General features: G+C 39.2%; 15 protein-coding genes. All 15 read right to left on the reverse strand.

Annotated features, from left to right (window positions below):
- Nucleotides 1–207: 207 nt before the first annotated feature.
- The 15 genes from frr to flhA all read right to left on the reverse strand — a co-directional run bounded on the left by frr (nt 208) and on the right by flhA (nt 14,044).
- On the reverse strand, nt 208–765 hold the full coding sequence (frr, locus tag BI350_RS12335; RefSeq protein ID WP_075528396.1) for a ribosome recycling factor: 558 nt from the start codon (nt 763–765) through the stop codon (nt 208–210).
- Nucleotides 765–1,484 carry a UMP kinase gene (pyrH, locus tag BI350_RS12340; RefSeq protein WP_075528397.1) on the reverse strand — a complete coding sequence of 240 codons (720 nt, stop codon included), beginning with the start codon at nt 1,482–1,484 and terminating at the stop codon, nt 765–767. The genes frr and pyrH overlap by 1 nt, the downstream gene beginning before the upstream one ends.
- Nucleotides 1,485–1,615: 131 nt before the next feature.
- Complete coding sequence (tsf, locus tag BI350_RS12345) at nt 1,616–2,503, reverse strand: translation elongation factor Ts (RefSeq protein WP_075528398.1); 888 nt, start codon at nt 2,501–2,503, stop codon at nt 1,616–1,618.
- Nucleotides 2,504–2,592: 89 nt separating this feature from the next.
- Entirely contained in the window at nt 2,593–3,330 is a 738-nt protein-coding gene (rpsB, locus tag BI350_RS12350) for a 30S ribosomal protein S2 (protein WP_075528399.1), read from the reverse strand.
- Between the two features lie 142 nt (nt 3,331–3,472).
- Nucleotides 3,473–3,976 carry a DUF6115 domain-containing protein gene (locus BI350_RS12355; protein WP_075528400.1) on the reverse strand — a complete coding sequence of 168 codons (504 nt, stop codon included), beginning with the start codon at nt 3,974–3,976 and terminating at the stop codon, nt 3,473–3,475.
- Between the two features lie 5 nt (nt 3,977–3,981).
- On the reverse strand, nt 3,982–4,281 hold the full coding sequence (locus BI350_RS12360; RefSeq protein ID WP_075528401.1) for a hypothetical protein: 300 nt from the start codon (nt 4,279–4,281) through the stop codon (nt 3,982–3,984).
- Complete coding sequence (locus BI350_RS12365) at nt 4,278–5,060, reverse strand: FliA/WhiG family RNA polymerase sigma factor (protein ID WP_075528402.1); 783 nt, start codon at nt 5,058–5,060, stop codon at nt 4,278–4,280. Before BI350_RS12365 ends, BI350_RS12360 begins: the two co-directional genes overlap by 4 nt.
- A 193-nt stretch (nt 5,061–5,253) precedes the next feature.
- Nucleotides 5,254–5,748, reverse strand: coding sequence for a chemotaxis protein CheD (locus tag BI350_RS12370; RefSeq protein WP_075528403.1), 495 nt, complete (start codon nt 5,746–5,748; stop codon nt 5,254–5,256).
- Complete coding sequence (locus BI350_RS12375; RefSeq protein ID WP_075528404.1) at nt 5,749–6,381, reverse strand: chemotaxis protein CheC; 633 nt, start codon at nt 6,379–6,381, stop codon at nt 5,749–5,751.
- On the reverse strand, nt 6,378–6,836 hold the full coding sequence (locus BI350_RS12380) for a chemotaxis protein CheW (RefSeq protein WP_075528405.1): 459 nt from the start codon (nt 6,834–6,836) through the stop codon (nt 6,378–6,380). Before BI350_RS12380 ends, BI350_RS12375 begins: the two co-directional genes overlap by 4 nt.
- Before the next feature lie 16 nt (nt 6,837–6,852).
- A complete protein-coding gene (locus BI350_RS12385; RefSeq protein WP_075528406.1) occupies nt 6,853–8,889 on the reverse strand; it encodes a chemotaxis protein CheA in 2,037 nt (678 codons plus the stop codon).
- A 12-nt stretch (nt 8,890–8,901) separates the two neighbouring features.
- Nucleotides 8,902–10,044 (reverse strand): protein-glutamate methylesterase/protein-glutamine glutaminase, encoded by a 1,143-nt coding sequence (locus BI350_RS12390; protein ID WP_211117209.1) that lies wholly within the window; start codon nt 10,042–10,044, stop codon nt 8,902–8,904.
- Between the two features lies 1 nt (nt 10,045).
- Nucleotides 10,046–10,912, reverse strand: a complete 867-nt coding sequence (locus tag BI350_RS12395; RefSeq protein WP_075528407.1) for a MinD/ParA family protein — start codon at nt 10,910–10,912, stop codon at nt 10,046–10,048.
- The gene (flhF, locus tag BI350_RS12400) at nt 10,905–12,014 is read right to left on the reverse strand and encodes a flagellar biosynthesis GTPase FlhF (protein ID WP_075528408.1); all 1,110 of its coding nucleotides are present in this window, start codon (nt 12,012–12,014) and stop codon (nt 10,905–10,907) included. The genes BI350_RS12395 and flhF overlap by 8 nt, the downstream gene beginning before the upstream one ends.
- Entirely contained in the window at nt 12,011–14,044 is a 2,034-nt protein-coding gene (gene flhA, locus BI350_RS12405; protein WP_075528409.1) for a flagellar biosynthesis protein FlhA, read from the reverse strand. The genes flhF and flhA overlap by 4 nt, the downstream gene beginning before the upstream one ends.
- Nucleotides 14,045–14,050: the final 6 nt, after the last annotated feature.

Below are 14,050 nucleotides of genomic sequence, written 5' to 3' on the forward strand. Positions count from 1 at the left end.
TATCATGCGGGTGGCTTCCGTTATGTTACATCCAGCCCCTCGGGTCACAAGCAATCCAACTGTATGGTTAAAGTCACCACATCGCTGGCTTGACTTATCGGAGCTAGACTGCGCCTCACGCTATTGTTCAACAATTAGAGTTCTATTATACCATAAAAAAAAGACGTCCTGAAATAAGGACGTCTTGGAATACAAAAAGTTCTTTTATCAAATCTCCATGATTTCTTTTTCTTTTTCTTTAGCGATATCATCGATTTGTTTGATATAGGAATCTGTTAACTTTTGAATTTCATCCCCATTACGGTGAAGGTCATCTTCTGTTATTTCAGAGTTCTTTTCAAGTTTTTTGAATTCCTCATTTGCGTCTCGGCGGATATTACGTATGACTACTTTCGAGTCTTCCGCTTCCTTTTTGACAGTTTTTACAATGTCTTTTCTACGCTCTTCTGTTAATGCAGGTATTGCGAGGCGAATCATCGATCCATCATTTGACGGTGTAATTCCGATATCCGATTTTAAGATCGCTTTTTCGATTTCTCCAATGATTGTTTTATCATATGGTTGAATGGCAAGAAGTCTTGCTTCTGGCACTGAAATTCCTGCCATTTGGTTAATCGGTGTAGGTACTCCGTAATAATCAACCGTGATTCTATCGAGTAGTGAAGCATTTGCGCGTCCTGCTCTAATTGAAGCAAGTTCTCTTGTAAATGCGTTAATCGCATTGTCCATTTTTTGTTTTGCTGTTTCCATTACTCCGTTCGGCATTACATATTCCTCCTAACGACCGTCCCGATTGGTTCTCCGAGTACGGCTTTCTTAATATTTCCACTCTCCATTATCGAGAATACAACAAGTGGTATATCATTGTCCATGCACAGAGTTGAAGCTGTTGAATCCATCACTTCAAGTCCTTGACTAATGACTTGTAGATAAGATAACTCATTATACTTCACCGCTGTCGCATCTACCATTGGGTCGGCAGAATACACACCATCGACATTATTTTTAGCCATTAAGATCACATCAGCTTCAATTTCTGCTGCTCTTAATGCCGCTGTTGTATCAGTTGAAAAATAAGGATTTCCTGTGCCCGCAGCAAAGATAACGACTCGCTTTTTCTCAAGATGACGTATCGCTTTTCGTCGTATGTAAGGTTCTGCAACTTGTCGCATTTCAATTGACGTAGAAACTCGACTTTCAACTCCAAGTTTCTCGAGTGAATCTTGAAGGGCTAGTGAGTTCATAACAGTTGCGAGCATTCCCATATAGTCCGCAGTTGCACGGTCCATCCCCATTTCACTGCCTACTTTACCTCTCCAAATATTTCCACCGCCAACAACAACGGCCACTTCAACGCCTAAGTCAGCGACTTCTTTTACTTGTTCAGCAACATTTTTAATAATTTCAGGGGATAATCCAAAGCCTTGTTCTCCAGCAAGTGCTTCACCACTTAGTTTCAAAACAATTCGTTTATATTTCGGCATGCTCTTTTGGCCCTCCAGTTATTCAGATTTCTCGAAAAAGAGGGAACACTACTTGCGTGTTCCCAATTTATTTCTTATTTACATTGCGCTGATTTATATCACAGTCAAGCAATATTTTCAGCACTTGTTAATTAATTACCTTTTACTTGGCTTAGTACTTCGTCCGCAAAGTTTTCTTCGCGTTTTTCGATTCCTTCACCAACTGCATAGCGAACGAAATCTTTTAAAGTGCCGCCTGTTGATTTAACGAATGCAGCAACTTTTTGGTCTGAGTCTTTTACGAATGGTTGATCAAGTACACAAATGTCTTCGAAGAATTTACCGATACGGCCTTCAACCATTTTCGCAACGATATTTTCTGGCTTACCTTCGTTTAACGCTTGTTCAGTAAGTACTTTTTTCTCGCGTTCAACTTCATCAGCTGGAACTTCGTCACGAGAAACATACTTCGGATTCATTGCAGCGATGTGCATTGCAACGTCTTTTGCTGCTTCTTCATCTGTAGAACCTTCTAAAGTAACTAGTACGCCAATTGTTCCACCCATGTGAAGGTATGGACCAAATGCGTCAGCATCAGTTTTCGTACGGATTTCAAAACGACGTAGCGTGATTTTTTCACCAATTTTTGCAATTGCGTTTGAGATATGCTCAGAAACAGTGTGGCCGTTTTCTAGTTTTGAATCGTGAGCTTCATCAATTGAAGCTGGCTTTGTTTTTAGTAGGTGTTCTGCAAGCTCTTTAACAAGCGTTTGGAAACCTTCGTTCTTTGCAACAAAGTCTGTTTCTGCGTTCACTTCAATAATAACTGCTTCGTTGCCATCAACGTGAATATATGCAGAGCCTTCAGCTGCGATACGATCTGCCTTTTTATCAGCGCTTGATAGTCCTTTTTTACGTAAGAAATCAACAGCTGCGTCCATGTCACCATTTACTTCTGTTAGTGCTTTTTTACAATCCATCATACCAGCGCCTGTTTTTTCGCGTAGCTCTTTTACCATTTGTGCTGTAACTTTTGTCATTTTCCATTCCTCCATATATGTGTCGTCAATTCCTAAAAAAGACGATAAGGGATGACCGCTTATCGTCTTGTGAAAGAATTACTCTCGTATTACTCAGCTGTTACTGTTTCTTCTTCTGCAACTTCTTCAGCAGGAGCGTTTTCTTCACCTTGTCTAGATTCGATTAAAGCATCCGCCATTTTGCTCGTTAATAAACGTACCGCACGAATTGCATCATCATTCGCAGGAATGACGTAGTCGATTTCGTCTGGGTCACAGTTTGTATCAACGATTCCTACAATCGGGATGTTCAATTTAATTGCCTCTGCAACAGCGATACGCTCTTTGCGTGGGTCAACAACGTACATTACGTCTGGAAGTGATTTCATATCACGGATTCCACCAAGGAATTTTTCCAGTCTTTCATGTTCTTTATTTAATTGAACTACTTCTTTCTTCGGAAGTACTTCAAATGTACCGTCTTCTTCCATTTTTTCGATTTTCTTCATACGTGCTACACTTTTTTGAATTGTAGCAAAGTTTGTGAGTGTTCCACCTAACCAACGTTGGTTGATGTAGTACATGCCTGCACGTTCTGCTTCTTCTTTAATCGCATCTTGTGCTTGTTTTTTCGTACCTACGAAAAGTACTTTTCCACCATCTTCACCAACTTGACGCATGAAATCATATGCTTGTTCAAGCATTTTCACCGTTTTTTGAAGATCGATAATATAAATTCCGTTACGCTCTACAAAAATGAATTTTTTCATTTTTGGGTTCCAGCGACGTGTTTGGTGTCCGAAATGAACACCTGCTTCAAGTAATTGTTTCATTGAAACTACTGCCATTTTAATTCCTCCAATTTTGGTTATATTCCTCCGCGCAAATCATCCAACGGAACGACCTTTCGGCACCGTTTCCGTAGTCAGTGCACGTGTGTAGTAATACCATTTGCTAATATAGCATAATGAACTTAGCTTTGCAACAATTTTATTTGAACTTCAAAATAAGTTCTATCTCCGTTTGTCCTTTTTCTAACACCTTTGCAATCTCCGCAACCGACTTCCCGTCCTCATACAGCTGTATGGCTCGTGTCCGATCATCTATTTCTATATCTTCCTGTAAGACATTTTGCTTCACTGCTTCGTAAGACTGACGTGCATGATGGCGAATCGTATTCTTTGGCATTGTAATTGTGACTGGCGGTGGATTTCCTTCTTTCCGCGTCTCTAAATTCTTCTCAGACAGTTTTAACGATGCATCAGCAGTTCGTTTTTCGCCTTTTGTTTTTGCAGTTATTTTTTCGACTAACTTATCATTCTCATCTTTTATTTCAGCTAAATAAACAGCGATTGCGTCGTCCATTTCTTTCATTAATCTGTTTTGTTTCTTCTCAAGGTCATCAAACTTAGATAACTTCATATAGAATAACGCCAAAAAGTAAAAGCTTATCATTTGTGTAATAAATAAAAACACTAAAAAAATCGTTGTCATTTTCGTTACCCGCTAAAGTCAACAAAGGATCCTTTATACGGATGCTTTGCTTTCTTTTTGCTTTCCTTTCGACTCTGTTCCCTGTCATACACTTGCTCTTCTTGTCGTTTCTTTTTATCAGGATCTGTCTTTCCGGAATGCTCCGCTTCCATTACAGTCTCTTTATTCTTCTCTGCTTGCTTCTCCGTTTGAATATTTGCTTGATCTTGCATTAATTGCGCACGCTGTTGTTTTTGTTCGGCGACTTTCCCAGCGTCAAAGGTTTTAGGGATAGCGATTTGCAATTCGATACCTTTTAAACTCATAAAACCCCTCCGTTAATTACTTCTGGAGCTAATAGTTTTCTTAGCTTAAATAATGCGCGGGAGTGAATTTGAGAAATACGGGAAGTAGATAAACTGAGCACTTCTCCTATTTCAGTTAACGTGAATTCTTCTTTATAGAATAAACTTAATACAAGTTGTTCATTTTCGTTTAACTCTTGAATTTTGGTCGTTAAATCGCCGAGCAATTCATTCATTAGTAAATCTTGTTCTGGTGTTTTTTCCCGTTCATCTTTAATCACGAATGTTTGTGGGTCGTCACTATCATCGTCTTGTATTTTTTCATCGAGTGATAGCACATTTGAAAAATATTGTTCATGCATCGTTTGATACACGTCATCTACTGTCACATTTAAATGCGTCGCCAGTTCTTCGGGTGTTACATGTCGCATTAATTTCTGTTCAAGTTTTTCGATTTCTTGTTGAAGTTTTTTTGTCCGTTCTCTGGAAGCGCGTGATAACCAATCTTCTTTTCGTAAACCATCGATTATCGTGCCGCGTATGCGAAACGAAGCATAAGTGTCGAACTTTAAATCCCTGCCTGGATCAAATTTCGTTAATGCGTCAAATAAACCTTGTAACCCAAGACTCATTATATCATCCCTAGAAATATTGTTGGGAAGTCCGGCACTAATCCTGTGCACGTGATACGAAACGAGGGGGGTATATTTTTCGACAAGTAAGTTCCCCGCGTCTGGGTCACGGCTTAGCATCCATCGTTCCCAATATTCAGCTTCCTTTACCTGATCCCGTTTTGACATCGAATCCCTCACTTTCCTTCTAGCTCCTGCGTAAATGCAGTTAACCCAATCAATATTGCACAAAATGTGGATTTTTAATGAATCGAATGTCATACATATATTTATTTAGACGAGCATCTACACTTTAATTCATTCAGTTCCGGTGCGCGGGAACTGCTTGTCAGGTCTAGTCGAGCGCCTGCACTTATGTAAGTTATATTTCTTTTGGTTCCGCGTTGACGGTACGGACCGAGAGCATGGAAGTTATTGGATTGAATTCAATCGTGCGTCCTCGAGAGCCACCTGTATCTTCAGCAATAATAGGTATAGAAAGTCGTCTAAGTTGTTGTTTTACAGCCTCAACATTTCTTGGCCCAATTCGCAATGTATCTTTAGATCCAAATTGAAACATTTGGGCACCACCTGCAATTTTAGCCTTTAAAGACATCGGTCTTACCCCTTCACCTTTCAACCGTTCCATTAACGTATAGATTCCAGTGTCGGCATATTTCGCATGATTGATTCGTGCTGAGCGATCGAGACTTGAATCAGGTAACATAATATGTACCATGCCTGCAATTTTCTTAATATCATCATACAACACAATGCCTACACAAGAACCGAGACCAGCAGTACGAATCGTAGCGTTACCTTTTACGATATTCAGATCTGAAATGCCTACACGAACAACTTCAGTTTTCGTAATCATCTATAGGACACCTAACGACTTAAAAATCGTTACATATGAGTTCGGATCTGGCAATAAAAAGAAATTCCCTTTAATACTGTCAGAATGCCCCATGCCTTCTTCTCGTATTTCTGTATCAATCACAATCACTTCGTCACTGTACTGAGATATCTCAATAAGTCCAAAACTAATGATGGCACCAACCATATCCACGGTTAAGGATGGGACTGTCGGATGAATCCTCAAGCCAGTAAAATCCGACAGTGCTGACAAATAAGAACCCGACAATATATTGCCAAGCTCTTGCATAGAAGAAATCCCCACGTCCGATACATTCATCGTATGAAAATCAAATGACTCATCACCAGTCAATAATTTTATAAAATGATTTGCACTGTCAATGGACAGCATAAAAAACATACTTCCCGAAACATCTCCCTGAATACGAAGAAAAATACTAACAATTGTTTCGTCAGCTCCGCCGGCTAAGTCAAACATTTCGTCAAACGTGACCAATTTGACACTTGGAACATACATGTCAACTTTTCGATTAAGTAACTGTGAAAGCGAGGTAGCCGCATGCGCAGAACCGATGTTTCCAATCTCTTTCAAGACATCTAAGTGTAAGTCCGTAATTTTAAATTCAATACTCATTTAACTTCAGCCTTTATCGGTTCTAATACTTTTGACAGTTCTAGCAGTACAAATAAACGCTCCTCTACTTTTGCAACACCTGAAATAAACTCCGAAGCTACTGAACCTACGACTTGCGGTTGAGGTTCAATCGCTTTAAGCGGCAAATCTATTACATCATTCGCCCCGTCTACAATGAGCCCTACATCGTAGTTTTCTAGTGTAACGATAATAATTCTTGTTCTATCATCCATTTCTTTAGGTTCTAACAGAAAGCGTTCACGTAAATCTATAATCGGTGTGACGACCCCTCTTAAATTGATAACGCCTTTCACATAAGAAGGAGTTTTTGGCACCCGTGTAATGGACATCACTCGCTCAATTCCTTGAACGACATCAATCTCAATTGCATATTCTTTATCCATCAGTTCGAATATAATGACTTTAGTTATCTCTTGCTGGGCAATTTCAGTCACATTCAGTCACTTCCTTCTATTTAATTAATGCATTACAGTCAACGATTAATGCAACTTTACCATCACCTAAAATTGTGGCACCAGAAATCGCAAATACATTCGTCAAATAATTGCCTAAACCCTTCAACACAATTTCTTGTTGGCCTATAAATGAATCTACTTTTAGCGCAGCAAGCTTGTCTCCTTTTCGGATAATGACAACAGATTGATAATCTTCATCCGCTGCTTGCTCTTCTGTTAATTCAAAAACCTCTTTTAGATCTAGGAGTGGAATAATGTTTCCTCTAAAATCAATCACTCGCTGCGAATGTGCATTCATCACATCAGACTGATGAATAATCGCTGTTTCAATAATTGATGATAAAGGAATTGCATATACCTCGCTATCTAACTCTACAAGCATGACTGAAATAATAGATAATGTAAGTGGCAATTGGACTTGGAATAAAGAACCTTGCCCTTCTGTCGACTCTATCGTAATATGTCCACCCAAGGATTCGATTGTATTTCGCACAACGTCTAATCCGACGCCACGACCAGATACATCTGATACTGTTTCAGCTGTCGAAAAACCGGATGCCAAAATCAGTTCCGCTACTTGCTTGTCCGATAGTGTTTCGGCATCTTCTTCCGTGACAATGCCATTTGCTACCGCTTTCGCAAGTACTCGCTCACGGTTTACACCCGCCCCATCGTCCTCTAGTTCAATAAACACGTTATTGCCTGAATGATAAGCGCTTAACTTAACAGTTCCTTCTTCAGGTTTTCCATTTGCGACTCGTTCCTCAGGTGTCTCTACACCATGGTCTAAAGCATTTCGGATAAGATGAACAAGTGGATCGCCAATTTCATCGATAACTGTCCGGTCAAGTTCCGTTTCCGCCCCAACGATTTGTAGTTTCACTTTCTTATTTAACTCTCTTGCAAGTTGCCTTACCATTGTTGGAAAGCGGTTAAATACGGTTTCAACAGGAATCATACGCATATTCAAAATAATGTTTTGTAAGTCTCCCGAAACTCTCGTAATTCGTTCAACGGTTTCTGTTAACTCGGGATGATGAAGTTCAGTTGAAATAGATTGTAATCGACCACGATCAATGACGAGCTCTTCAAACAAGTTCATCAGTACATCTAATCTTTCGATGTTGACCCGTATCGTTCTATTCGCCGCTGGTGTTTGTGCTGGTCGCTCTTTTTTATCTTTCTTTGTGACATCTGAGGATTGCTTGGTTTCTTTAGCGGTTCTCGCGATTTTTTCCTCTTGATGACGCTTTCCATCCTCTAAAGATTGCTTTGAAATTGCCGTGATGTGCACGCTATCTACTTCAGATACTTTCATAATTTTAGACTGAATACCTTCAGCCTCTTCATTTGTAATCATGACCACTGTAAATTCTTGGTCAAAAGCTTCTTCTTCTAATTTTTCAACGGATGGGACTGACTTAATAATATCTCCGTTGTTTTCAAGGATTTCAAACACCATAAAAACTCTTGCAGCTTTTAATAAACAATCCTCCCGGAGTGTTACTTTTACTTCAAACACCTGATAACCTTGGTCAAATGATTGTGTAATCACTGTCGTTTCAAATTCATCATATTGAAGAGTTGTAGCTTCACTGTTTTCTTCTATAACGGTCGCTGCAACTTCTGACTGACTACTTTTTATAGTTCGTTCACCTGACTCAATTCTAGTTAATTGTTCCACAAGGTCGGTGACATCTTTTTCACCAGTACCACCTGCTTCAATATCTTGAACCATTTCTCCTAAATAACCGACAGCTTCAAAAACGTAATCCAACATTTCTGCAGTTACTTGTAATTTAGCATTCCGAATCGCATCCAACACGTTTTCCATCACGTGGGTTAAATCCGCGATATCGGTATAGCCCATCGTTGCGGACATCCCTTTCAATGTATGAGCTGCACGGAAAACTTCATTCACAATCGTTAAATCATCTGGATTACTTTCAAGTTTAAGTAGATATTGATTACAAGATTGAAGATGTTCTCTACTTTCATCTAAAAACATTTCTAAGTATTGATTTGTATCCATCTTCTCGCCCCCTCATGATTGAATAATCTCGCTAATTGTTATACCGATATTTTCTAGTTTGGCGACTTCATCCGCAAGATCATTCTCGACAATCGCCCGCGGCATGCCATAGACAACACTTGTCTCTATTGATTCTGCGATGGTGATCGTTTCACAACATTCTTTTAAACGCTTTACACCTTCCAAACCATCATTTCCCATGCCTGTCATAATGACAGCCAAACATTTTAAACTACGATTCTTTGCTACTGATTCAAATAATACATCTACAGATGGGCGATGACCTAAGCGCGGCGGCTCTATGTCGTCTATTTGCGCAACAAACGACATCCCTAACTTTCGAACAGTAAAATGCTGACCGCCTGGCGCAAGATAAGCCGTTCCATTTTCTAGTAAGTCGCCATTTTCTGCTTCCTTTACCGTGATTTCACATAAATTATTAAGACGATCTGCTAATGATTTTGTGAAACCTGGGGGCATATGTTGAACGATTAAAATCGGTGCATCTATCTCTTTCGGCAACTGTGTCAACACTTTTTGTAATGCGCGAGGTCCCCCTGTTGATGTACCCACTACAACAATTTTTTTGCCTCTCGATGTAAATCTTGGTACCTGATTGCTTTGTACGTTCGTTGGTTGAACTTGATTGACTACATTGGACGTTACGGGTGTTTTTTGGATAAATTGAATCTCATTCCTCGTCTTTGACTCTTCACTATTCGTTGGAATGCGATTTATCTTAGACATTGGCACATTTGCCGCTGCTACTACTTTTTCGATAATTTCATCTTTCACATCACCAAGATTTAACGAAATAGCGCCTCCTGGTTTAGCAATAAAATCCACTGCCCCATATTCCATTGCAAGCATTGTATTTTCTGCACCTTTTTTTGTCGTACTCGATAGCATGACGACTGGAGTTGGATGCTTTTTCATAATTACCCTTAACGCTTCAAGCCCGTCCATTATTGGCATTTCTATATCTAAAGTGATGACATCAGGTTTTAAAATTGCGATTTTATCAAGTGCATCTTTTCCATTTCTTGCTACACCTACAACATCAATTTTAGGATGACTATTTAGAATATCCGTAATGAGCTTTCGCATAAAAGCGGAATCATCAACAACAAGTGCCTTCTTGTTAAATATAGTCAGTTCAATCACGACCTCTCGCGAATATATTTTTCAGCGTTCCAATAAACCCTAATTTTTTCTTATCATCTTGTTTATGATCGAAATTCGTGAAAACTTCTGTCATTGTTACTAATCTCTTAGAAATTGGTGCATTCGGATTGGTAAGAAAGTAAGGTTTTTGCGCAATCACTGATTTTTGAACGACCGTATCTTCTGGCAGAAAACCTAAAATGGTTGTTTCTTTTTGTAAAAACTTCTTCATTGCAAATTGTAATCTTAACACCGCATCATTTCCTCCATTGGCTTTAGAGACTCGATTACCAACCAAATAAAATGATTTATCGGGATCTTTCATGAAAATAAATTTCATCATAGAGTAGGCATCCGTAATTGAAGTAGGTTCATTCGTTGAAATAACGATAATCTCATCAATTGCAATCAGAAGTTCAATCGCACGCTTCGTTGCACCTGCTCCCATATCAAATATGACAAAATCATACGTTCTTTGTAAGTATTCAAAAGCGTTTGTAAGACGCTCGAATGTATCATCTGACCATTCCATAATTGTTTCTAATCCGGAACCTCCAGCGATAAAATCTAACCCTTCTTCTGTCTCATTTATGATTAAGTCTATTCCTTCTGATCCTACCAAGTAATCCATTAAACTATGTTTAGGCGACTTGCCGAGCAAGATATGAATGTTCCCCATTCCGATATCCATGTCCACGATAATGACTTTCTTTCCTTGCGCTAGCAAGGCATGCGCAAAATTAGTGGAAAAGTTTGATTTTCCGACGCCACCTTTTCCACTCACTACAGCAATAGATCTCGCCAACTCTCCAACGGATTCTAACATTTTTAGACGTAAACTTTCAGCTTGATCACGCATTGGTTAGGTCCCCCAATAACAGCTGAATCACATTCTCTGGTGTTGCCTCTTCTAAATCTTCCGGCACTTCTTGTCCATTCGTAAAATAAGCAGTTCCATATCCATATTTTAGCATTAAATTAAAGAGTGTCCCCATCGAATTTGTTTCGTCCATTTTCGTGAAAATAAATTTTTCAATTGGGAGTGCTTTAAATTGCTCTATAATCATTTCCATATCTTCTTCTTTGGAGGTCATGGACAGCACTAAAAATGTTTCCATATCCAATGAAAAATCAACAATATGCTGCAAATCTTCAACGAACTCCGCTTCTTTGTAATTACGTCCGGCCGTATCAATGAATACAAGATCTAAATAAGAGAATTTCTCTACCGCTTTCTTGAAATCCGCTTGATTATAAACGACTTCAACAGGCGCCTGAAGTAAATTCGCATAGGTACGCAACTGTTCAATTGCAGCGATTCGATATGTATCAGTCGTAATAAATCCGATTTTCTTTTTCTTTTCAAGAAGAGCACGCGCAGCAATCTTGGCAATCGTTGTCGTTTTCCCAACGCCAGTCGGACCTAGTACATGAATATACTTCTTCTGAAATGTAATGCCGCCAAATGGTAAACCTTCAACTTTTTCAGTTAATATTTGTTGTACATGCCGGCACTGTTCTTCAATTGTTAAATCTTGTTTCTCGTCTTTCATCTGATTGAAAATGGTCGTGCCAAGCTCACCTACTAGTTGTTCGGATATACCTTGCCTTTTCAAATGATGGAGAAGCTGATGCATTTCGTCAGGATACTGAGATAGTTCTGTTGACAACTGCATATTTTTCAACATTTTTTTCATCTCTGACATTTCTTGCTTTAATTGTTTAGTCGTGTCATCCAATTGGTTCGATTGTTGGATAGTCGGTTCGATTTTTGGCTCATAAGATTTTTTTGGCGCATCATATCCCGCAACTACTTCAACCGTTTTTTTCTTAAACAGCCCAAATATTCCTTTTGATTGGACGACATTGGAACTTAAAATAATGGCGTCATCCCCGAAATCAGCACGAACTTTTTTCATCGCGTTGACCATTGTATCGGCAGTATATTTCTTCATATTCATGCTATATTCACCACCCCTACACTTTGTACTTCTACAGAAGCTTCAAGTTCATTATATGAGAGTACTGGGATTTGAGGAAAATATCGTTCTGTAATTTGTCTAACATACATACGTATTGCCGGCGATGACAATATAACCGGTGATTGATTCATCAAGGCCACTCTCTCAACTTCTTGTGAAATTGATTCCAATATTTGTTGAGAAATCGTTGGGTCTAACGATAAATAATTCCCTTGTTCGGTTTGTTGAATACTATCTGCAATTGTTTTCTCAATTTTCCCTGAAACCGTCAGCACTTTTAAAGCACCACTTTCACCTGCATATTGAGTTGTAATTTGTCTTGCTAACGCTTGTCTTGCATATTCCGTTAATACATCAACATCTGATGTATATTTTGAGTAGTCTGCAAGTGCTTCAAATATGATCGGTAAATTTCGAATTGATACTTGTTCACTTAATAACTTTGCCAAGACTTTTTGAATTTCTCCAATAGATAAAGGGGTTGGCGTTAATTCTTCTACTAAAATTGGATACGTTTCTTGAACGTGATCGATGAGTTGTTTTGTTTCCTGTCTGCCTAGTAAATCAGCCGCATGTGCTCGAATGACTTCAGTTAAATGAGTCGAAACAACACTCGGTGGATCAACGACCGTATATCCTTGAATTTCCGCATCTTCTTTTACAACTTCTGTAATCCATTTAGCTGGTAGGCCGAACGACGGTTCAATCGTTTCAATGCCTTCAATTGAATCTTCCCCACCCGGACTCATCGCCAAGTAATGATCTAATAAAAGTTCTCCTTTTGCCAATTCATTTCCTTTTATTTTAATTCGATATTCATTCGGTTGTAATTGGATATTGTCTCGTATTCGTACGACTGGGATGACAAGCCCTAGTTCGATTGCAAGTTGTCTCCGTATCATAACCACACGATCGAGTAAATCTCCTCCTTGTGTTGCATCGACAAGTGGAATTAATCCATACCCAAATTCAAATTCTATCGGATCAATATTTAATAGATTAACAATATTTTCAGGACTTTTTAGTTCGCCTGTCTGTTCTTCTTCTTCAATTTCAAGAAGTTCTTCGGGGTCTTCTTCTACCCGACGTGACATCATATATGCACCCGTTGCAAGTGCAATCGCTATTGGTAAAGGTAACATAATATGAATCGGTGTAAATACGCCGAGTAAAAACAATGTGGCTGCAGCGACATAAAGAAGTTTAGGTTGTCCTAAAAGCTGATTCGTAATATCGGCACCCAAGTTTCCTTCAGATGCTGCACGCGTCACGACGATACCAGTTGCTGTCGAAATCAGAAGTGCTGGGATTTGAGTCACTATCCCATCACCTACTGTCAATCGTGTAAAGACCGCAGCCGCTTCTGCAAACGGAAGACCCATTTGCACGATACCAACAACCATTCCAACAAGTAAGTTAATAATGACGATAATAATGCCGGCGATGGCGTCTCCTTTTACAAATTTTGTCGCTCCATCCATCGCACCATAAAAGTCCGCTTCATTGCTTACTTTTTCACGTCGCATTCGAGCGTCCATTTCAGAAATCATCCCGGCATTCAAATCCGCGTCAATACTCATTTGCTTACCTGGCATCGCATCTAATGTAAAACGAGCAGCAACTTCAGATACTCGTTCAGCTCCCTTCGTAATAACTAGGAATTGAATGATGACAAGGATCGCAAAAATAACAAGTCCGACGACAATATTTCCACCTGTTACGAATGAACCAAACGTATCGACTACGCCACCAGCATCTGCTTCACTCAAAATCGCTCGCGTTGTTGAGATATTAAGCCCTAATCTAAAAACAGTCATTAAGAGCAATAACGTCGGAAATATTGAAAACTGTAAGGCCTCTTGCATGTTCATAGATGTTAATAAAGTCATTAAAGCGATTGTAATATTGATGATGATAAGAAAACTTAAAAGCCAAGGGGGTAACGGGATGACAAGCATGGCAACAATCATAATGACTGCTGCTAGAATCCCTATATCTCTATATTGCATGCCATC

The sequence above is a fragment of the Sporosarcina ureilytica genome (assembly GCF_001753205.1).
GTDB lineage: Bacteria > Bacillota > Bacilli > Bacillales_A > Planococcaceae > Sporosarcina > Sporosarcina ureilytica.

Excerpts from the sequence above, each read along its gene's own strand:
- BI350_RS12370 (WP_075528403.1), bottom strand. The coding sequence starts at position 5,748 with ATGATTACGAAAACTGAAGTTGTTCGTGTAGGCATTTCAGATCTGAAT.
- tsf (WP_075528398.1), bottom strand. The coding sequence starts at position 2,503 with ATGACAAAAGTTACAGCACAAATGGTAAAAGAGCTACGCGAAAAAACA.
- BI350_RS12395 (WP_075528407.1), bottom strand. The coding sequence starts at position 10,912 with ATGCGTGATCAAGCTGAAAGTTTACGTCTAAAAATGTTAGAATCCGTT.
- BI350_RS12375 (WP_075528404.1), bottom strand. The coding sequence starts at position 6,381 with ATGAGTATTGAATTTAAAATTACGGACTTACACTTAGATGTCTTGAAA.
- frr (WP_075528396.1), bottom strand. The coding sequence starts at position 765 with ATGCCGAACGGAGTAATGGAAACAGCAAAACAAAAAATGGACAATGCG.
- BI350_RS12365 (WP_075528402.1), bottom strand. The coding sequence starts at position 5,060 with ATGTCAAAACGGGATCAGGTAAAGGAAGCTGAATATTGGGAACGATGG.
- flhA (WP_075528409.1), bottom strand. The coding sequence starts at position 14,044 with ATGCAATATAGAGATATAGGGATTCTAGCAGCAGTCATTATGATTGTT.
- BI350_RS12385 (WP_075528406.1), bottom strand. The coding sequence starts at position 8,889 with ATGGATACAAATCAATACTTAGAAATGTTTTTAGATGAAAGTAGAGAA.
- BI350_RS12360 (WP_075528401.1), bottom strand. The coding sequence starts at position 4,281 with ATGAGTTTAAAAGGTATCGAATTGCAAATCGCTATCCCTAAAACCTTT.
- rpsB (WP_075528399.1), bottom strand. The coding sequence starts at position 3,330 with ATGGCAGTAGTTTCAATGAAACAATTACTTGAAGCAGGTGTTCATTTC.
- pyrH (WP_075528397.1), bottom strand. The coding sequence starts at position 1,484 with ATGCCGAAATATAAACGAATTGTTTTGAAACTAAGTGGTGAAGCACTT.
- BI350_RS12355 (WP_075528400.1), bottom strand. The coding sequence starts at position 3,976 with ATGACAACGATTTTTTTAGTGTTTTTATTTATTACACAAATGATAAGC.
- flhF (WP_075528408.1), bottom strand. The coding sequence starts at position 12,014 with ATGAATATGAAGAAATATACTGCCGATACAATGGTCAACGCGATGAAA.